The sequence below is a fragment of the Mucilaginibacter dorajii genome, from assembly GCF_024808255.1.
Taxonomy (GTDB): domain Bacteria; phylum Bacteroidota; class Bacteroidia; order Sphingobacteriales; family Sphingobacteriaceae; genus Mucilaginibacter; species Mucilaginibacter dorajii.
Map to the genome: position 1 here is coordinate 133784 of NZ_JANTYS010000005.1, position 21741 is coordinate 155524.

General features: G+C 43.2%; 16 protein-coding genes. 2 read left to right on the forward strand and 14 right to left on the reverse strand.

All coding sequences use genetic code 11. The features are described 5' to 3' along the window. Positions 1-18 precede the first annotated feature (18 nt). From FHS10_RS08530 to FHS10_RS08560, 7 genes are all read right to left on the reverse strand, one after another. Complete coding sequence (locus FHS10_RS08530; protein ID WP_259089287.1) at positions 19-678, reverse strand: beta/alpha barrel domain-containing protein; 660 nt, start codon at positions 676-678, stop codon at positions 19-21. Further along, positions 678-1715 (reverse strand): sugar kinase, encoded by a 1038-nt coding sequence (locus tag FHS10_RS08535; RefSeq protein WP_259089288.1) that lies wholly within the window; start codon positions 1713-1715, stop codon positions 678-680. The genes FHS10_RS08530 and FHS10_RS08535 overlap by 1 nt, the downstream gene beginning before the upstream one ends. Next, a complete protein-coding gene (uxaC, locus tag FHS10_RS08540) occupies positions 1712-3124 on the reverse strand; it encodes a glucuronate isomerase (protein WP_259089289.1) in 1413 nt (470 codons plus the stop codon). Before uxaC ends, FHS10_RS08535 begins: the two co-directional genes overlap by 4 nt. A 9-nt stretch (positions 3125-3133) precedes the next feature. Then, complete coding sequence (gene uxuA, locus FHS10_RS08545; protein WP_259089290.1) at positions 3134-4333, reverse strand: mannonate dehydratase; 1200 nt, start codon at positions 4331-4333, stop codon at positions 3134-3136. A gap of 311 nt (positions 4334-4644) precedes the next feature. Then, complete coding sequence (locus FHS10_RS08550) at positions 4645-6345, reverse strand: sodium/sugar symporter (RefSeq protein WP_259089808.1); 1701 nt, start codon at positions 6343-6345, stop codon at positions 4645-4647. 51 nt (positions 6346-6396) lie between these two features. Beyond that, positions 6397-7725 (reverse strand): xylose isomerase, encoded by a 1329-nt coding sequence (xylA, locus tag FHS10_RS08555; RefSeq protein ID WP_259089291.1) that lies wholly within the window; start codon positions 7723-7725, stop codon positions 6397-6399. 77 nt (positions 7726-7802) lie between these two features. Next, the gene (locus tag FHS10_RS08560) at positions 7803-9281 is read right to left on the reverse strand and encodes a xylulokinase (protein ID WP_259089292.1); all 1479 of its coding nucleotides are present in this window, start codon (positions 9279-9281) and stop codon (positions 7803-7805) included. Positions 9282-9411: 130 nt separating this feature from the next. Between FHS10_RS08560 and FHS10_RS08565 the strand changes: the two genes are divergently transcribed. After that, entirely contained in the window at positions 9412-10449 is a 1038-nt protein-coding gene (locus FHS10_RS08565; protein WP_259089293.1) for a LacI family DNA-binding transcriptional regulator, read from the forward strand. 243 nt (positions 10450-10692) lie between these two features. Continuing rightward, entirely contained in the window at positions 10693-11217 is a 525-nt protein-coding gene (locus FHS10_RS08570) for a DUF4251 domain-containing protein (protein WP_259089294.1), read from the forward strand. Positions 11218-11235: 18 nt separating this feature from the next. Here the strand turns inward: FHS10_RS08570 and eutC are convergent, their stop codons facing one another. The 7 genes from eutC to FHS10_RS08605 form a co-directional block, all read right to left on the reverse strand. Further along, complete coding sequence (eutC, locus tag FHS10_RS08575; RefSeq protein WP_259089295.1) at positions 11236-11997, reverse strand: ethanolamine ammonia-lyase subunit EutC; 762 nt, start codon at positions 11995-11997, stop codon at positions 11236-11238. A gap of 2 nt (positions 11998-11999) precedes the next feature. Beyond that, positions 12000-13379: an ethanolamine ammonia-lyase subunit EutB gene (locus tag FHS10_RS08580; protein ID WP_259089296.1), complete on the reverse strand. Its 1380-nt coding sequence runs from the start codon at positions 13377-13379 to the stop codon at positions 12000-12002. Between the two features lie 26 nt (positions 13380-13405). Then, positions 13406-14752 (reverse strand): ethanolamine permease, encoded by a 1347-nt coding sequence (gene eat / locus FHS10_RS08585; protein WP_259089297.1) that lies wholly within the window; start codon positions 14750-14752, stop codon positions 13406-13408. Between the two features lie 400 nt (positions 14753-15152). After that, a complete protein-coding gene (locus tag FHS10_RS08590) occupies positions 15153-16085 on the reverse strand; it encodes a sugar phosphate isomerase/epimerase family protein (protein ID WP_259089298.1) in 933 nt (310 codons plus the stop codon). 409 nt (positions 16086-16494) lie between these two features. Then, positions 16495-19092, reverse strand: a complete 2598-nt coding sequence (locus tag FHS10_RS08595) for an MGH1-like glycoside hydrolase domain-containing protein (protein WP_259089299.1) — start codon at positions 19090-19092, stop codon at positions 16495-16497. 453 nt (positions 19093-19545) lie between these two features. Then, a complete protein-coding gene (locus tag FHS10_RS08600) occupies positions 19546-20616 on the reverse strand; it encodes a dipeptidase (protein ID WP_259089300.1) in 1071 nt (356 codons plus the stop codon). 11 nt (positions 20617-20627) lie between these two features. Further along, positions 20628-21740: a D-TA family PLP-dependent enzyme gene (locus tag FHS10_RS08605; protein WP_259089301.1), complete on the reverse strand. Its 1113-nt coding sequence runs from the start codon at positions 21738-21740 to the stop codon at positions 20628-20630. Between the last annotated feature and the right edge of the window lies 1 nt (position 21741).

Below are 21741 nucleotides of genomic sequence, written 5' to 3' on the forward strand. Positions count from 1 at the left end.
TATAATTGGTTTAATTTGTTATCTACATGCTTGTATTATCTCCAGCAGTTTTACTGTATCACTATATAATTGATCATACAGTTGCTTCTCTAATACATTTTTGCTAATAAGTTTACTCCCCATCCCCACTGCGCATACACCGGCTTTAAACCAGGTGCTGATGTTATCTATACTTAAATCTACCCCACCTGTTGGTATAAAAAGCTGCCCCAAAAACAAATCTCGGATAGAGGACACAAACTCTGCCCCTAAAATATTGGCCGGGAAGATTTTTATTAACGCAGCCTCATGCTGTTGCGCCAGGTAGATCTCCGTAGGTGTCATACAACCGGGAATCCATAATAAATTATGTTGTGCGGCTATCTTGCCTACCTCGGGGTTTACAATTGGCGATACGATGAAGTCGGCACCTGCACTTATAAAAGCCTCCGCTTCGGCAGCACTTTTTATGGTACCTATCCCCAATTGCAAATCGGGCATTTCTTCTTGCTGGGCCTTCTTTAGAATTTTAAAATTGGACAGTGCGGCGGCGCCACGGTTGGTATATTCAAATACCCGGATCCCCGCTTTGTATAATGTACGCGTAATTTCGAGGCTTACCGTAGCATCTTCATAAAAAAACAGCGGTAAAGTGCCCTGGCCTATTATATCGTTTAATACAGTCTCTTTCTTGCTCATTATTTAATAGCATTATAAATTTCTTCAACTGTTTTATTGGTAGCATCGCCCTCAATAAATAATTTGGTATAAGCCGCGGCTGTTGCAAATTCCAATGTTTGTTGCGGGTCAAGGTTGGTATAAAACCCGTAGATCAGCCCGGCCATAAAGCAATCACCACTGCCTACTTTATCTATCACTTTATCTGTATCATACTGGGTTGAGTTATGCAGCTTACCATCAGCGTATAAAGCTGTATAATAGTTTATACCTTCTCCCGCGTCAAAACGGAAGGTATTAGCTACGGCTTTACACTTTGGATATTGTTTCATGATTGCCTCTGACGTTTGCAGGCCTTCTTTCAGATAAATGCTTTTTTGTCCGGATTCATGAATATCCGGCGCAACCGGGATATCAAGCATCAGTTCGGCGGCCCATATGTTTCCCATTACCAAATCGGCATACTTTACCAGGGCAGGCAGAATGTCTATAGGTTGTTTGCCGTACTTCCACAACCTCGATCTATAATTCAGGTCGATAGAAATGGTTATATTTTTTGCAGATGCAGCTTCCAATATTTCCAGACAAACGTCTGCCACACTTTGGCTGATAGCCGGGCAAATAGCGCTGAAATGAAACCAGCTAACCCCATCTAATACCTTATCCCAATCAACCTGCCCTGGTTTTAATGTGGCGAAAGCTGATCCTGCCCTGTCATAGATCAAAGCATTGTTTTTGATATCCTTGCCGCGGGTTAAATAATACAGGCCTATCCTATCGCCTCCATTAAATACAGGCGAGGTGTCAACATTTTTTGCCTGCAAATAGTTCGTGATCTGTGCGGATAGTTCATTATCAGGCAAAACGGTAAAATACGACGATGGCGCCCCCCAAACTGATAAAGCAGTGGCTACATTAAGCTCGGCCCCACCTACAAAAAAGGGTAGCTGGTTATCCTTAAGCCATTCTCCACCTGCATCCGGACAAATCCGGAGCAGTAATTCGCCAAAGGAAAGAATCTTCCCTTTGGCAGATGATATATTAAGCGGATTGCTCATAATACCTCGTCGAAATTAAAATAGTTTTTGGCGTTGTAATAGCAAATATCCTGGATGATCTTACCCGTCCATTCGATGTCATTAGGCAATTCGCCATTTTCAATATCATCCCCAAACAGGTTACAAACCAATCTTCTGAAATATTCATGCCTTGGAAACGATAAAAAGCTCCGTGAATCGGTAAGCATGCCCACCATCCTGCTCAATAAACCGATATTGGATAATGCGTTAAGCTGCCTGGTCATCCCATCTTTTTGATCCAAAAACCACCAGGCCGAACCAAACTGAACTTTACCTGCAACCGAGCCATCGTTAAAGTTACCGGTCATGGCGGCAAAAAGCTCGTTATCGGCCGGATTTAGGTTATATAGGATGGTTTTTGGTAGCTGGTTAGTAGTATCCAATTTATTTAAAAATTTGGAGAGTGCCTGTCCCTGCGAAAAATCGCCGATAGAATCCCAACCGGTATCGGGACCAAGCTCACTTAAACCGCGGGTGTTGTTATTGCGTAAAGCACCTAAATGCAGTTGCATAACCCAGCCTTTTTCATGGTGCCATAAAGCAAAGCGGTACAACATGGCCGATTTAAACTTTAATATTTCATCGGCCAATAAAGTTTGCTTGGCCCTGATCTTTAAAAAGATCCCGGCAACTTCTGAATCAGTGTAATCAACGGCATAAACCTGCTCCAAACCATGATCGGATAGCTTGCAACCGTTTGTGGCAAAATAATCATGACGGGCTTTTAATGCCGTCAAATAAGCGTCGAGTGTTTCTATTGAGGAATTTGTAATGACCTGCAACTTATCGATATATAAATTCAGGTTTAACAAGTCATCGGCATTCATGGCCTTATCCGGCCTGAAGGTTGGCAGTACCTTTACTTCAAAGTTATCAGCCTTGATCTTTTGATGATACGCCAGATTATCCAATGGATCATCTGTTGTGCAAATAACCTCTACATTTTTATTTTTGATGATTTTACGAACGCTGTAATCCGGCGATTGCAATTTTTGAGCACAATCGGCATAGATTTTTTTCGCGGTTGCCGGCGATAACAGGTCTGTTATATTAAAATAACGCTGAAGTTCCAGATGCGTCCAATGGTAAAGCGGGTTACGCAGTGTGTATGGAACAGTCGCTGCCCATTGTTCAAACTTTTCTTCGTCGGTTTTGCCTCCTGTAATATAATCTTCGCTAACACCATTTGCGCGCATAGCCCTCCATTTATAATGGTCGCCATTGAGCCAAACCTGGGTGATATTTTCAAAATTAATATCGTCGGCAATCTGGTCGGGAGGTAAATGGCTATGGTAATCTATAATAGGCAAGCCTGCTGCATATTGGTGATATAGAAGCTTTGCGGTATCGGTATTCAGTAAAAAATCTTTATCCAAAAAATTCTTCATCAGTTCAAATTACTCCTTATCTGCTAATGACCGTTTAATACCCATTTCCAATCCCCTTAGCTCGGCAAGTCCTTTCAAGCGGCCAATGGCCGAATAGCCATGATACGTTTTATGGTTAAAATCGTCCAATAGCTTATGTCCATGGTCCGGGCGCATAGGAATAGCAATATCCTCGCGACCGTCTGCCAAACGTTTTTGCTGCTCCAAAACAATATTTTTCATTACAGCATACATATCCGTACTGCCACCAAGATGCTCCGCTTCATAAAAACTACCATCAGCCTCTCGTTGTACATTTCTCAAATGCAGAAAATGAATATGTTCGCCTAATCTTTCTACAATGCCCGGCAAATCGTTATCACTCCTGGCACCTAAAGAGCCCGTACAAAAAGTAATGCCGTTACTGGCCGATGGGTAAAAGTTGACCAGATCGGCCAGATCTTTTTCTGTAGATACCACCCTTGGTAAGCCCAGGATTGGAAAAGGCGGATCATCCGGATGGATACACATTTTAACACCGGCCTTTTCTGCAGATGGGATAATGCCCTGCAAAAAGTAAGCGAGGTTGTTTTTCAAAACCGTTGCATCAATATCAGCATATCGCTTTAAATGTTCTTTAAACTCGGCTATTGTAAATGTATCGTCGGTACCTGGTAAGCCCGCCATCAGGTTATTGATGAGTTGGGTTCGCTCATCAGCAGTAATATTATCTAAATAAGCTTTGGCTACTTTTTGCTGATCATAATTATAATCCTCGAACGCCCCGCTGCGTTCCAGTATATACAGATCAAACGCGGCAAGGGCTTTTGCATCGTATCTTAAAGCAGTGCCTTTGTTGGGCAAAACATAATTAAGATCGGTACGGGTCCAATCCAACACGGGCATAAAATTATAGCAAACAATGCTGATGCCTGCTTTGGCCAGGTTGTTAAGCGTTGCAATATAGTTTTCTATATAAAGGTCTCTATCCGCCGATGCTGTTCTGATGCTTTCGTGAATGTTAACACTTTCTACAACCGACCACCTAAGCCCAGCTGCTTCAATTATGCTTTTGCATTCAAGAATTTCGTCCATAGGCCAAACCTGGCCAACCGGAATGTGATAAAGAGCAGTAACTATACCTGTAGCACCCGACTGAGAAATTGCAGTAAGTGTAACGGGGTCGGCAGGGCCAAACCACCTGAATGTTTGTTCTAAATTATTGACCATAGGTTTAATGGCTGTGTTTTTTGTAAGGGGCAAATTACACATCATTATTTTAGGATGAAAACCTTATTTAAAACAATCAACTCCAACGTTGTCGTAAAAGCCTCACCCTGCCCTCTTCAAATGGAAGAGCCTCACCTAAATCCTCTCCAAAGGAGAGGACTTTAAAAGAATAGTTCAACATATGGATTTCAAAACCCTGCAAATCAAAAGTCCTCTCCTTTGGAGAGGATTTAGGTGAGGCTGAAGCTATATTACGCAAAAGAGCGGCAGGTAAACCCGCCGCTCTTTAAATATCTAAGCAAAATTACCTACTACCAGAAGATAGAGTAAAGTGCTACAACAATACCGGTAATGATAAGTGAACCCGCCAAAAATCCTTTAGAGGTTTTAAACATCGACGCTTCAATTTCCAATCCGTTGGTTTTGATACCCCTTGCCCCGTCAATTTTTGATATGATGTACATACCAACAACACAAATAACGAATACAAAGCCCATACGGTCAAGAAATGGTATTTCGTATAGTTTGGTCACTTTATCATCTTGTAACGCCAGTTTGGAGAAACCGTAAGGTGACAGGAAACTCAAATCGGCAAAACGTGGCAATACTTTAAAGAAACACGACAATATGAAGCCGCCAATGGTAGCAAACATAGCCGCATTTGAAGTCGCTTTTTTCCAAAAGAAACCAAGGATAAACATGGCAAAAATACCTGGCGATACAAAGCCAGTATACTCCTGGATGTATTGGAAACCTTGTTTACCTTCGCCCATTAGCGCATTGCCAATGAAGAATGACAAGATAACGCCCAGCGCCAAAGCAACTAATACAGATATTTTACCAAGGTTAACCAGTTTTTTATCGGTTGCTTCAGGGTCAATAGCTTTTTTGTAGATATCTAAAGTAAATATAGTAGCTATACTATTGGCTTTACCCGCTAAAGATGCCACAATAGCCGCTGTTAACGCCGCGAAAGACAGACCTTTTAATCCTGTAGGCAACAGGTTTAATAACGATGGATAAGCTTTATTAGGATCGGTAATACCTGATGCGCTCATCATTTCCTGGTGGAACATACCTTTTTGATATAACAGGTAAGCGGCTATACCTGGCAATACCACAATAACCGGCATTAACAATTTAAGGAAAGCCGCAAAAAGGATACCGCCACGGGCAGTTTTAAGATTTGCTCCTAAAGCTCTTTGGGTAATATACTGGTTACAGCCCCAATAGTTAAGGTTGGTGATCCACATACCGCCTATTAAAACTGATAAGCCCGGCAAGTCCATATAGTTAGGGTTATCCTTTTTGAATATCATATGGAAATGATCCGAGGCTTCGGAATGTAATATCTTAAAGCCATTTAATAAACCTGTAGTGCCCTCCTTTTCACTTAATAATGTTAAGGCCAGGTAAGATGCCATTAACCCGCCTAAAATAAGCACGGCAACCTGTATAACATCGGTATAACCAATTACCTTCATACCGCCCAAGGTGATCACGGCTGAGAAAACAGCCAGTAATATAACGCAGAGCCAGATATTTAAGCCGGATATACCACTGATTGCCAAAGCTCCCAGGTATAATATCGACATTAAATTAACCACGATGTACAACAACAGCCAAAAGATAGCCATGATCATAGCTACAGTACCGTTATACCGTTGATGCAGGAACTGCGGCATGGTGAAGATCTTATTTTTAAGATACACCGGGATAAAAAACGCGGCTACTATGATCAACGTTATGGCGGCCATCCACTCATAAGTTGATATGGCCAATCCCATTTTAAAAGCAGAACCACTTGTACCAATAAACTGCTCGGCAGAAATATTTGATGCAATTAATGATGCCCCGATTGCCCACCAGGTAAGCGACCCTTCGGCCAAAAAATAGTCTTTTGAGGTCGCGTCGGCGTTATGCTTACGCTTGTATACCCAGTATCCATAGCTGGATACTATCACAAAGTAAATAAAAAACACGACATAATCGCCGGTCGAGAGGGTTTTCAGGTTCATTGTTTGGTTAAGTTGGTTTTAATATGTTAGATTGACAATTATAAACTATATATAGCGATTTATCAAATTTTCTAAATATTCTTGTTTGCCGCTTATTGATTTTGGCTCACCATTGGCTATTGCATAGTTACGCAAATCTTCTAATGAAAGCTTACCTGCCTCAAAATCTTTACCTGCGCCGGCGTCAAATGAAGCGTAACGCTCTTTACGGATCTGTTTATATTCTGATTTTTGCAGGATGTTATCGGCTATAACCAAAGCGCGCGCAAAAATATCCATACCACCAATATGCGCGTAGAAAAGATCAGCAGGATCTGTTGAGTTACGACGGATCTTAGCATCAAAGTTAATACCACCACCCTGTAAGCCACCAGCTTCTAAAATGATCATCATTGATTCGGTAATCTCGTTGATATCATTAGGGAACTGATCTGTATCCCAACCGTTTTGGGTATCGCCACGGTTAGCATCTATTGAACCTAATAAACCCGAATCGGCAGCTACCTGTAATTCGTGCTGGAAAGTATGGCCGGCTAAGGTAGCGTGGTTAACTTCCAGGTTTAGTTTAAAATCATCCATCAAATCGTAACGCTGCAAAAAGCCTAAACAGGTTGCTGCATCATAATCATACTGGTGTTTGGTAGGCTCGCAAGGTTTTGGCTCAATGAAGAAATTACCTTTAAAGCCTTGTGAGCGCGCGTAATCTTTCGCAGTATGTAAAAATTGTGCAAAATGTTCCTGCTCGCGTTTCATATCAGTATTAAGCAGGCTCATGTAACCTTCGCGACCACCCCAGAAAACATAATTTTCGCCGCCCAAAGCAATAGTGGCATCCATTGCTGTTTTAACCTGGGCACCTGCATGGGCCAGCACATGAAAATCCGGATTGGTTGACGCACCGTTCATATACCTGCGGTGGCTAAACAGGTTTGAAGTACCCCAAAGTAATTTTACGCCACTTGCGGCTTGTTTTAGTTTGGCGTATTCAACCAAAGCCTGTAAACGGCGCTCGTTTTCGACAACGTCATTACCATAATCAACCACATCCACATCGTGGAAACAGTAATATGGCAAATTCATTTTGGTAATGAATTCAAATGCCGCATCCATTTTATCTTTGGCGCGCTCTACAGCATCAGTTTTCTCGTCCCAGGCAAAAATGTGCGTTGGGCCACCAAAAGGGTCGGCACCATTACCGCAGAAAGAGTGCCAGTAAGCACAGGCAAAACGTAAATGCTCCTGCATGGTTTTACCGGCCACTACCCTATCGGCATTGTACCAGCGAAACGCCAGTGGGTTATCTGATTGAGGCCCTTCATAACTGATCTGACCTATTTCTTTAAAAAATTCTTTTTCTCCGGTGGTGATTTTCATATTTTAATTATTGAATTACTGAGTTATTGAATTATTGATTTTGTTCGTTTTATGATTTTTGACTTTTTAATTTTGGCTTAACTCAACTGCCTGTTAAGTAACGTATACCATTCCTGGTAAACAGGTTCAAAATCAACAGAAGGATTCGGCTCTATCAGCTGGATGGCTTTGGCATTGCTAAATGCTTCGGAAGGTGATTTAAATATACCTGCACCTATTCCGGCACCTAAAGCCGCCCCAACGCTTCCATCATTGTTATAGAGTTCAACAGGTACGCCTGTGGCATTTACAAAGGTTTCAGCAAATAACGGACTTAAAAACAGGTTGCTTTTTCCTGCACGGATCACTGTTGGGTTCATACCGTTGCCGCGCATAATATCAAAACCATAGCGGAATGAGCAGGCTATACCTTCTTGTACCGCCCTGAAAATATGGGCCTGGGTGTGTAAGTTTAAATCGATATTTTGGAAATGGGCACCAATTTGTTTATTGTTAAGCATCCGTTCGGCACCGTTGCCAAAGGGTAAAACACGCAAACCATCGCTGCCTAAAGGAGCTTTCTTAGCCTCTTCGTTAAGTTGAGTATAGCTTAATCCGGCACCAAAATTATATTTGGCCCAGCGGTACATACTACCTGTGCCGTTTATACATAGCAAAACACCAAGGCGTTTTTGCTCTTCAGCATAATTCACGTGCGCAAATGTGTTAATGCGCGATTGTGGATCATAAGCCAGTTGGTCGCTTACGCCATATATAACGCCCGAAGTACCAGCCGTAGCGGCTACCTCACCAGGGTTCAATACATTTAGCGATAAGGCATTATTAGGCTGATCGCCTGCTTTATAGGCTACCGGAATACCTGCTTTTAACCCGAGTATTTGGGCGACGGATGCAAGCAGGTGGCCATGAGCCGAAAATACCGGATTGATCACCGGGAACAGGCTTTCATCAAAACCGAAGTAATTAATAATCTCTTTTGAAATGCTATTGGTTTTAAAATCAAAAAACACCCCTTCTGATAATGCCGACACCGATGTGGTAATATCGCCGGTGAGCTTCATGGCTATATAATCGCCGGGCAGCATGATCTTATCTATTTTGGCGTATACTTCGGGTTCGTTTTCCTTAACCCAAGCCAGTTTTGAAGCGGTGAAGTTACCGGGGGAGTTTAACAAATGAGATAAACATTTCTCTTCGCCTATGGTTGCAAAAGCCTTTTCACCAATTTCAACAGCGCGGCTATCGCACCAGATAATGCTATCGCGCAATACATTTTGATCTTTATCAACCAAAACCAAACCATGCATCTGGTAGGCAATACCTATGGCGGCAACATCTTGTGAATCAAAGCTTTTTTGGGCATTACACCTTTCTAAGGCCTTTAGTGTTTGCTCCCACCACATCAACGGCGATTGCTCGGCCCAGCCAGGGTGCACTGCTTTTATAGGAGATTCCTCATCGGGATATTGAGCCGATATTACAATTTGTTGCGTAGCTGCATCCACAACGCTAACTTTAACTGATGATGTGCCTATATCTATACCTAATAACAGCATGAAGTTATGGGGGTTAGTAACATAAATAATTAAAACAGGTTTACTTTTGGTAAATAACTGCACGAAATTAAAGAAATATTTGAAATTGCAATCGATTGCGTAATTTTTTTTTTCCAACTTGCACTTTATAATGAAAAAGGGAAAACGTACTACTATTTATGACATTGCCGCCAAGCTTGGCATAACCGCTTCTTCGGTATCAAGGGCGCTGAACAACAGCAACCAGGTGAACGAAAAAACCAAAGAGCTGATCATGAAAACCGCAGATGAGCTTAACTATAAGCGAAACATCCTGGCCTCAAACCTGCGCAAAGGCCACTCCAAAACCATTGGCGTTGTTGTACCACGCATTAACCAGAATTTTTTTGCCAACGTTATAGCTGGTATCGAGGAAGCAACTTACCAAAAGGGCTATAACCTTATTATCTGCCAATCGGGTGAGTCACATGATAAAGAGATCCAATGCGTAAATACCTTAATAAACCAGGATGTTGACTGCATTGTAATATCAGTATCTGCCGATGGTAGTGATTACCAACATTTGCAAAATGTAATAGATCATGGTATTCAACTCATCCAGTTTGACCGTGTGGCCGAAGAGCTGGAAACCCTTAAGGTGATCAATGATAACGAGCAGGCCTCATACGAGGCTGTATCACACCTGATAGAAAGCGGTTACAAGCGCATAGCCTTACTGGAAGGCCCGCAAAACCTAAGCATTTTTAAACAGCGTAAGGTTGGCTACTTAAGGGCCTTAAAAGCTTATAATATTGGCGTTATTGACGAGTTGATTGTTGAAAATGCCTGGACAAAAGAGTTAGGCGCCGAGGGTACCCGTAAGCTGCTCAGTCTTCCCCAACCTCCTGATGCCATATTTGCCTCCACATCTGATTTTTCGGCACTTGGTGTATTGGAGGTTGCTAACGCGATGAGAATTAAGGTTCCGGCCGAATTAGGTGTTTGCGGATATGCAAATGAAAGCTTTTCGGAGATTACAAGTCCGTCAATTACCACTATTGATCAATTTAGTATATATATGGGACAAACAGTGGCCAATTTGTATTTCCAGGAAAAAGGCAATACTGATACCGCAACAAAACCGAAGATCATCAGCATAAAACCAGAGTTGATTATCAGAGCATCGACGGCTAAGAACGGAAAATCGTAAAAGCTGTTTAAATTTCGGTCGAAAAATATTCAATGGTATTTCATAAAGCACATATTTCAACCATTATTGAGTATATCTCTGATAATGAGACACATTAAGGAATTCGCGGTATTCCAATCGTAGAACAGCACTGGAGTGAAGATCTATTTCTATTTTTTTAATAGTTATTAAATAATATTTTAAATTTGATATGGAATAAACCTTGAAGCCGCATCATTGTCATAAACCTTAAATTATTTAGTTATGAAATCATTAAAGATATTTTCACTGGCGATGATGATCGCCTTTACCTCCATTATAAATGCCAATGCGCAAAGTAAAAGTAAAGACAGAAAGGCTGCACGTATTGCCGAAATAAAAAAACTGGTTGAAGATCAAAATTTTGTATTTGATGCCAATTATGTAAACCCGACAAGAGGCGTTGGCCGGGCTTTAACATCCGGTTACGATTTAACTATTACTAAAGATACCATAATCTCGTATCTGCCCTATTTCGGCCGTGCTTACGTAGCACCTCCATACGGTTCAACTGAAGGTGGCATAAAATTTACCAATACCAATTTTTCATATACCTTAAAACCAGGTAAAAAAGATGGCTGGTCTGCAACTATCAAACCAAAAGACAAAAACATTGGCAAATGGAATGATGTACAGTCCATGTATCTTACAATAAGCTCTGAAGGTTATGCTTCGTTACAGGTGATCAGCACCAATCGCGATGCAATTTCCTTTAACGGTACTATTGAGAAAAGACCGGCGAAAAAGTAAGTTAATGGTAAGATGAACCTAATGAGCATCTAATAACCCGTCGTTGTCCTTTAACTCTACCCCGGATAGTTTACGGATAAAAGCCTCATTGATAAGATAAAATATCTTTTTAGCCGCTTTTTTATAAGTTAAGCCCTTAGGGCGGATGTTAGATACACAATTACGCATTTCATCCGTAAGGCCGGGTTTGGGCTTATAGGTAAGGTAAACGCCCAAACTATCTGCCGAACTCAAACCCGGTCTTTCACCGATCAGTACCAGGCTTAATTTTGCTTTTAAACCATATCCTATGTCATCTCCAATGGCAACTCTCCCCTGTTCCACTAAGGTTATAGGAGCCAGTTTATAATTTGAGGTGGTTAATAGTGGAATTAGTTCTTTAAGTAACCCTAAGGTATTTTCGGTTATAGCCGTTGCAGATAATCCGTCGGCAACAATGATGGCAATATCACTGCTAACTGTAGTTAAATCCCTTAACTGATCTAAAGAATCCTGATTGAGTCTTCTGCCAAGGTCTGGGCGTTGCAGGTATTGCCGCCTATCAGCAACCTGGCTATGCAGGTGTAAAACGGGTAATTCAAAACGCGTTAGCGATTCCCTCAAATGATCAATATTTAATACAGAATACACAGCATCCCGGGCATGGGCATGGGCCAGCTTAAAATCAAGGGATTGTTTTAGCGGAATACTTGTACCCACCCGGCCAATGGCTATTCTGGCCGAAGTAAATTCCTGCAAAGCTTTTAGCGGCTCTATTTCCTGCGGGATATTTCTTTTCATAGCTAAATTACGGTGCCAAGTAAGCCATGAGTCGGGCTTATTGATAACATGTTTCCCCTGTCGTCGGTTATCCCCTGCTTTATCAGCCATTGCTCAAATTCCGGTGCCGGTTTTAGCCCTAACACCTTACGCAGATACAAAGCATCATGAAATGAAGTTGACTGGTAATTGAGCATAATATCATCGGCACCAGGGATTCCCATTACAAAATTGCAGCCCGCTACTCCCAATAAGGTAAGCAGGTTATCCATATCATCCTGGTCGGCCTCGGCGTGGTTGGTGTAACAAACATCACAGCCCATAGGTAGCCCCAGGAGTTTTCCGCAAAAATGATCTTCCAAAGCGGCGCGGATGATCTGTTTGCCATCATATAAATATTCGGGGCCTATAAAACCTACTACGGTATTCACCAGCAGAGGTTTAAACTTACGTGCAACGGCATAGGCCCTAACCTCGCAGGTTTGCTGATCAACGCCAAAATTGGCATTGGCCGATAACGCGCTCCCCTGCCCGGTTTCAAAATACATTACGTTATTGCCTACCGTGCCCCGGTTTAAAGATAAAGTGGCCTGGTAAGCCTCTTCAATCAAATTCAAATTGATACCGAAGCTTGTATTGGCCTTCTCGGTACCGGCAATAGATTGAAAACACAGATCAACAGGTGCGCCTTCATTTATAAGTTGCAGCGTTGTGGTAATATGGCTTAACACACAAGTCTGGGTCGGTATCTCAAACTGATACCTGATGTTATCCATTAAGGTAAGCAACTTACTCACAGCGGCTGGGCTATCGGTAGCCGGGTTAATCCCAATTGTTGCATCACCGCTGCCAAACAACAAACCATCAATAATACTTGCGGCAACACCCCTGGGATCATCTGTTGGATGATTTGGCTGCAACCGGGTACTGAAATGCCCTTTTAAACCAATAGTATTACGAAACCTGGTTACCACCTCGCACTTTTTTGCTATCGCGATCAAATCCTGGTTACGCATCAGCTTTGATACCGCGGCTACCATTTCGGGAGTAAGCCCGGATGCCAGATTTGTTAAAGTTTGAGTATCGGTATCGTCACTTAACAGCCAGTCACGCAGTTCGCCAACAGTTAAATGGCTTATCAGACTAAAGGCATTAATATCATGACTATTAACAATTAAACGGGTAACCTCATCATCTTCATAGGGGATTATCGCTTCATTTAAAAAAGTCTTTAAAGGAACATCAGCCAGGGTGATCTGAGCCGCCACCCGCTCCTCGTAACTATGCGCGCAAACACCTGCCAGCTCATCGCCAGAACGGTACGGCGATGCTTTGCCCAACAAAGTTTTCAGGTCTTGAAACTTGTAAACCTTATGTCGTATGGTAGTTTTGAAAGCGCTCATTGTTTGATTGATTTACCGCAGGCCATTTATTCTGGCGTCGCCATCATTTCGTCTGTTAAAGCTTCTTTGTGTTTCCCCATCAACACAAATATCAAAACAATTATAACCAGCCCCCCAAAAAACATCGCAGTTACCTGTGCATTAAAATAGATGATAGCAAACAGACAAACAACGGATATCACCAGAGCTATTGCGGGAAATACCGGGTAAAAAGGTGCCATAAACGGACGCTCTAATTTCGGTTCTCTTTTACGAAGGATAAACAAACTGATCATGCACATCATATACATCACCACGGCACCTAATACAGATAATACAATAATTTGCCCGGTACCGTCCTTAGTAGATGTGCCAATGTAAATTGCCAAAAAACTCACCAAACCCGCAGCAATAAGCGACCAGTGTGGCGTTTTAAAGCGATGGTTTAAGTTGGCTAATCCAGTTGGCAAATATCCGCTGCGGGCCATTGCAAATACCTGTCTGGATGAAGCCAAAATAGTTCCATGCAAAGAAGCGATAAGCCCAAATAAGCCTATGCTGGCAAATATTTTGGTTAAGCCACTTGCTTTGCCCAACACAATACCAACGGCTTCGGGTAACGGATAGTCAAGCTTGCTTAGTTTGTGCCAGTCGGTTATGCCGCCTGTTAGCACCATTACACCTAAGGCCAGGGCAACTAAAGTTGCAAGAGCGGATATATAACCTTTCGGGATATCTTTTTTGGGGTCTTTTACTTCCTCGGCCACCATGGCTACCCCTTCTATTGCCAGGTAAAACCATACCGCGAATGGCAGGGCTGCGAACACACCGCTCCAGCCAAAAGGCATTGGATTGCTCAGGTAATTATCCATCTTAAAATGCGGACTAACCACACCCATATATAACAGCAATTCTGCCACAGCCAAAATGGTAATAAAAACAGAAAATGTAGCAGATTCTTTAACTCCCGAAATGTTAAGCACCACAAATGCCGCGTTAAACAGCATTGCCGATTGCATAATTGGTATAGCGGGATATAAAAAGTGAAGGTAACTACCCAGGGAGATAGCGATAGCCGGCGATGCCAGCAGAAAATCTATCAGGGTAGCGTAGCCGGCAATCAGGCCGCCGAAAGGCCCCATTGCCCTATAGGCATAAGCGAATGCGCCACCGGCGTGAGGTATTGCAGCTGTAAGTTCTGTATAGCTAAAAATGAAGGTAATATACATTACCGTGATTACCAAAGTGGCAATCAGCATGCCTATTGTACCGGCAACATCCCAACCTAAATTCCAACCAAAGTATTCGCCCGATATGACCAGGCCCACTGCTATGGCCCAAAGGTGTATAGGTTTTAAAACTTTTTTTAGATGTTCTGCCGGGGGTGCTTCCATATGTTTTGATTTGCCGCCTTAAGATACTCAAAGCGCAGCTTAAATCAAAACGGGCGTATGTTATGGAATTGTTAAGGAGCCCCCTCTAAATCTCCCCCTGAAAGGGGAGACTTTTGATTTGCATATTTTAAAAGTCCTCCCTTTTAGGGCTATCGTGTGTACACATCTTTTTTATTAAAAAAATGTCATTTCGAACGAGCAAGCGCAGGGGAAAGCGAGGGTGCGAGGAGAAATCTTATACGCTTTGCACAGTCGAATGTACGCTTTTATAAGATTTCTCCTCACCTCCGGTGCGCAATACCCCCGCCGGTTCGTTCGAAATGAAAACGTTTTTGTTTAGTGATGCGATTCCAAAGATGTGTACACACAGTAGCCTTTTAGAGGAGGATTTAGGTATGGCTTAAACTTTTAACGTCCCCTTCAAATATTTGATACTGCTGGTAATGCTTGCCAGTGGATCTTTAGGGCCATCGTGCTCAACGAAGAAATGTTGCATGCCTGCAGATTTTGCCGCTGCAAAAATGGGTTTAAAATCAATGATGCCACTACCTACGGGTAATATAGTTTTGCGGGCAGCGTCCAAATCCTTTACGTGCCAAAGCGGGAAACGACCGGGGTGTTGCTTAAACATCTCTACCGGATTTTTGCCGCCTTTAACAGCCCAGGCAAGGTCAAGCTCCATTTTTACGTTGTGAGGATCGGTTTCGCTTAGTAGCAAATCATAGGGTACTTTGCCATCAACCGCGTGAAATTCCATATCGTGGTTATGATAAGCAAACTGGATACCTACTTTTTTTGCGGCTTCTCCTGTTTTGTTGAGGACTTCTATAGTAGATTTTATTTCTTCGGTAGTGGCGGTTGGCGAATTAGCGCAAACGAGATATTTAATACCTCCGGCCGCAGCGTCATCCACCAGTTCCTGCATATTATCGCGCAGGTTTTTCATTGGCGGAATCACCATCGGTTTGCCATCGGCCCCATTTGGTAGTTTTGTTCCGGGAGGAAGTTTAAACGGCGCGCCCAGTACGTGGTGCGATGTCCAGTTCATACCTAAACTATTAACTAATGCTTTAAATTCATGAGGTTTCATGCCATAGTATCCACCTTTTTTGCTAAAGGCCGATTCCATGTCTTTGTAGCCCAAAGCGGCAATTTTGGTAAGCGTGCCTTTTACATCTTCGTCAATGACACCAAAAAAGGTAAATAATTGTAAACCTATCGTATGTCGCGGGGCCGTATTGCTTAATAAACTTGCCGCCTTGCCAGATAAAGCCATGCTGCCAAGCGCCAACGCGCCTGCACCCTGGATAAATTTTCTCCTGTTGTAATTCATGCTGATAATTTTAGTTTTAATGTGGTACAGTAAATCTAAAAATTAATTTTCAGCATTTTATATCTTATTGTGTCTTTTTTACACAATTATAAGTCCCCTCTAAATCTCCCCCGGTTAGCTACTGTGTTCACACATCTTTTAATCCTGTTCATATAATAAAAAAACGTTGTCATTTCGAACGAACCTGTAGGGGATTGCGCGCCGGAGGTGAGGAGAAATCTTGTAAATGCAGACATTCGGCCATGCAAGGCGTACAAGATTTCTCTTTCGCACCTCGCTCAATCCCCTCCTTCGCTCTATCGAAATGACATTTTCCTTAACAAAAAAGATGTGGGTACTCGGTAGCCGGTTGGGGAGACTTTAATTTTTCCTTAAGTCCTCCCTTCCGGGGAGGATTTAGGAGGGGCTGCTATTTATGCAAACAGTTAGCTATTAACCCGGTCCACCCGGTTTGGTGCGATGCTCCTGCACCCCTACCAGTATCGCCATCAAAATACTCGTAAAAAAGGATATAATCTTTAAAATGAGGGTCGGTTTGCATCTTTTGATTGTTGCCAAAAATTGCCCGGTTACCTTTTTCATCCCGCAAAAAAAGTCGTGATACTCTATTATAAAGCTCCCCGGCAACCTCTCCCAAGTTCATAAAAATACCAGATCCGGTTGGGCATTCTACCTTAAAGTCATCACCATAATAGCGATGAAAACGGTGCAAACTATCAATGATCAGATAATTAATGGGCATCCAGATAGGTCCACGCCAATTACTGTTGCCGCCAAACAAGCCACTGTCACTTTCGCCAGGGACGTACCCAATGCCAAATTCTATCCCGTTAACTGCAATTTTGTAGGGGTGTTCCTGGTGATATTTTGATAATGAACGGATGCCATAATCGCTTAAAAACTCTTTCTCATCCAGCATGTATTTCAGGATCGACTTCATGCGGTAGCCGCGCAGCAGGCTGATCAGGTGTCGGCCCGTACTGCTCCTTTCATTCCAGCGCGATACCAGTGATGCAAGGTCTGGTCGTTTTTCGGCAAACCATTTCATGCGTTCTGTAAAGATAGGGCTATCGGCTATATCGCTTTCATCTAATACCTCGGTAGCAAACAAGGGAATTAGCCCCACAATACTGCGTACTTTCATTTTTACAGAGCCATCGTCAGGGAAGCGGAGCTGATCATAAAAGAAACCATCCTCTTCGTCCCATAAACCCTGGTTGTTTTCACCCAGGTTTGACATCGCTCCAACTATATAAATAAAGTGTTCAAAAAATTTAGAGGCAATATCCTCATAAGCCTTATCAGTTTCGGCCAGCTCCGTTGCAATTCGCAGCAGGTTTAGCGAATACATGGCCATCCAACTGGTACCATCGGCCTGTTCCAGATGCTGCCCGGATGGCAATTGCGTATTCCTGTCAAACACACCAATGTTATCCATCCCCAAAAAACCACCTTCAAAAATATTGTTGCCCGTTGCATCCTTGCGGTTTACCCACCAGGTAAAATTGAGCATCAACTTGTGAAAAACCCTTTCCAGGAAATAAGTATCCCCTTTACCCCCATTGGCTATTTTATCGGTTTTGTAAATATTCCAAACAGCCATAGCATGTACAGGAGGGTTTACATCACCAAAATCCCACTCATAAGCCGGCAATTGCCCATTAGGATGCATATACCAATCGCGGGTAAGTAAAATGAGTTGATTTTTGGCAAAGGCCATATCAACTGTTGCCAGTGGCAAGCAGTGAAAAGCAAGATCCCAGGCGGCAAACCATGGATATTCCCATTTATCGGGCATGGAAATAATATCCTTGGTATTCAGGTGCTTCCATTTACTGTTGCGTGCTGTTTTCCTCTGGGCGGGCGGCTTAGGCTGCGAAGGGTCGCCATGCCGCCATTGGCGGATATCTGAATAATAGAACTGTTTGTTCCACAACATACCTGCAAACGCCTGGCGCTGAATCATGCATCGGTCTGCTTCATCTTTATTGCTATAAATGTCGTTATAAAACTGGTTGGCCTCGGTTAACCGGATATCAAATATGTGATCAAAATCCTCGAAACCATAATTGGCATCGGGTGATAACCTTAGCCGAAGTGTTATACTTTGCTTAGCACCTACGCTTATATCATAATTCACCGCAGCTTTGGTACCGGTATTTTTAGGATTTATGGTATCGGCGCTATGAACTATATGGTCGTTAATGCCGTCTTTATGATATTTAAGCCCGCTATCATAATTGTATAACCTGGTCATATTGGTTTCGTTATCGCAAAACAAAACCTGCGGATTTCCCTCGGCGTGCAGCCAAAGCTGACCAAGATCTTTATGAAATATACCCGTTACGCCGTTACCATTAGCGGTGATACTGGGTTTATAGGAATCATATCCCCAGCTCCAGGTGTTGCGAAACCATAGTGTAGGCATTACATTTAAAGCCGCATCCTGATCGCCACGGTTGTGTATGGTTATCCTGATCAGGATATCATCCTGGGCGTTTTTGGCGTATTCGGTAAATACGTCAAAGTATTCATCCTTATCAAATATGCCGGTATCCATCAACTCAAATTCGGGATCGTTGCGGGTACGGCGTTTATTTTCAGCTACAAGTGAGGCATATGGAAACTCATTTTGAGGATACTTGTACAGCGTTTTCATGTACGAATGCGTGGGCGTACTATCAAGGTAGTAGTACAATTCCTTCACATCCTCGCCGTGGTTACCTTCGGGGTTGTTGAGGCCGAAGTAACGCTCTTTAATAATAGGATCTTTCTTATTCCATAAGGCGAGTGCAAAACAAAGGATCTGCTGGCGATCGCAAATGCCGGCTATACCTTCTTCGCCCCAGCGATAGGCTTTGCTGCGCGCCATATCATGAGTGATATAATTCCAGGCATCGCCATTGGCACTGTAATCCTCACGCACGGTTCCCCATTGGCGGTCGGTGACGTATGGGCCCCATTTTTTCCAGCTTGTATCCTTTAACCTTGATTGTTCTGCATTCATCAATGCAAAGTAGGTTTAATTAAAGAAATTATGAGAATTGTGAGATACGTTTTACATCAAGGTGAAGAAAAATCAAGATTAAAGCGAGAAGAATGAAGAATATTGATCATTCATCCAAATTTACGCGCGGCCACACCAAGGCAAACGCATCTAAGGTTAAGGGCGATAGATTGGTTTTTAATATTAGCTAAGGGAATAAGCTTATACCGCCGGAATATATAAACATCAAATAATACCTTGTTTTCACTGCCCGATCCTGGTTAAAAGCCCAGGTCTATTCGGTTGTGCGATACGTCAGTTTAGTGTTAACCATGTCAAAACACAACAAATTGATTAACAGATAATTAAATGGTAAAATATCTAAAAAGTGTTAAGTTATGTTAACCCAATTAGATGCATTTATCCGGGGGGCGACACCCAAATAATCCTGCCCATAACGCTCAAATATCAAATTTATGCCCAGGCATTTCTCAAAAAACGGAGCCAGTTGCCATGCATCATGTTATTGATATCATCATCGGTATAGCCGCGCTTTTTTAACAGCGTTGGCACCTTTTGCATGTCAGCAATAGTCTCCAAATCGTAAGGGCATTGCTCCCGGCCGAAAGCGCCATCCAGGTCGGTACCCATGCCTACGTGCAACGCGTTACCCGCTACCTGGCAAATATGATCGATATGATCAACCATTACTTCCATATTACAGTTCATACCTTTTGGGGTTGATACGCCCCTCACCCATCCGGGTACCATCATCCAGGCATCTAATGCCGCGCCAATCACCGCGCCACGTTCTATCAGGGCTTTGATCATTTCATCGCTGTATTGGCGGTTATGGTTCACCAACGCGCGACAATTGTTGTGGCTTGCCCACACGTGACCGTTAAAATGATCCAGCGCCTCCCAAAAACTATCATCGCATAAATGGGTGGCATCCAGGATAATGTTTAACCGTTCCATTTCCTTAAGCAATTCGTGACCTTTCGGCCCCATATAACCAGTGGCATCTGTACCCTGTGCATATCTTCCAGGGCCATAGTGTGCAGGCCCTACTGCCCGCAAGCCATAAATATAAGCCCTTTCCAGGTGTTGTACCGTCACTATAGAATCTGCCCCTTCCAAACTCAGGATATACCCGATGGCTTTACCTTCTGTAGGTTCACCATCGTTCCAAAAAGCAAGCTGCTTTTCGAGCGATGCAAGGTCATTTACCTGCACCATTTCGCCGGCATCTTCCATGGCCTTGTACCAGGCTACCTGCCCCTGGGTTTGCGCCCAGGCCTGCTCTGGTGAATGCCAGCCCGGCAGCGGGTTACCAGGTGCAACGTAACGGCCTATCTGCGTAGCCACAACCAAACCTATGTTTCCTTTACGCAACTCCGGCAGCGTTATCACCGCTTTGGCACGATCAGGTTTATCGGTAAGGCCTTCTTCGCGTTGGTTAATTTCGGCAAGCGGACGGGTAAGGTCGCGGTTCCATTCCAGCGCGTTCATGCTCAGGTCTAAATGGGCGTCTACTATAAACATGTTTTTTGATATCAGATGGTGATCTTACGGTCGCGCGCGCTGTTGAGCCACTCGCCTGTAAGTGTATTATTTTCAATAGTATAAATACGCTCATATAAAGCTACCGTGGGGCATACATGATGCGGGATGCCATAAAGCACATCTCCTATCTGGTATTTGTGACCTTTACCGGCTTCAACTACCAGGTGCTCCTCGCTTTGGCCGCTTGGCACCAGCTCCGGAGCATTTAAAAAGTAAATGCGTTTACCCAGCTCATTTTCGGCCGATACCGATTTGTGCCCAACATCAAGGCATAGCTTGGTAGCATCGGGCAACGAAACCACCCTTGTAACCACTAATACCGCCGGTAAAAATGCCTGCTCGGGAATCCCCATTTCATACCCCCTATCCCAGTAAACAAAAGTGCCGGGGCTGCACTCTACAAACTTTCTTTGGGCATGAACGATAAATGTAGGCGATCCGCCTGCAATAATGATGGGTTCGGGATAACCTTTACCAAATAAATCCTGCTGTAATTTTAAAACACCTTTAAAGCCCGCGTTGCAACGTTCCGTTCTTTTATCCAGATCGATATCATGGATATGGCCATCGTAGGCATGCAGCCCTACCGGATTTACCCCCGGTAATACAGCGCAGTCCATATACAATTGCAGGGCCTCAAAACCAGGCGCTATACCCGTACGGTTCATGCCTACATTCAAATCCAGATACACATCAATCACCAAACAATGTCCTTTTGCCGCGTCAGAGATCTCTTTAGCAGCAACATCGTTATCAACCAGGCAGGAGAATTTAGTATGAGGATAAGCATGGATCAATTTAATAAACCTATACAGCTTTGGCCCCAAAGGCTGGTAAGCTAACAGTACATCCGGCGCTTTGCAAATGCCCAATAGTTCGGCCTCGGCAATGGTAGCGCATTTGAATTTTTTAATACCTGCATCAAGCAGCAGTTGTGTTACTTCCCGGTTTTTATAGGTTTTTACATGCGGCCGTAAACGTGCAATATCATCAATCATGGTTTTAAGCAGATTGATATTGGCCTGCACCCTATCCGGATAAACCACCAAAGCGGGGCTATCAAGCTTGTCTATATTATCAATGGTGAACCAGTTTGGTGTCATA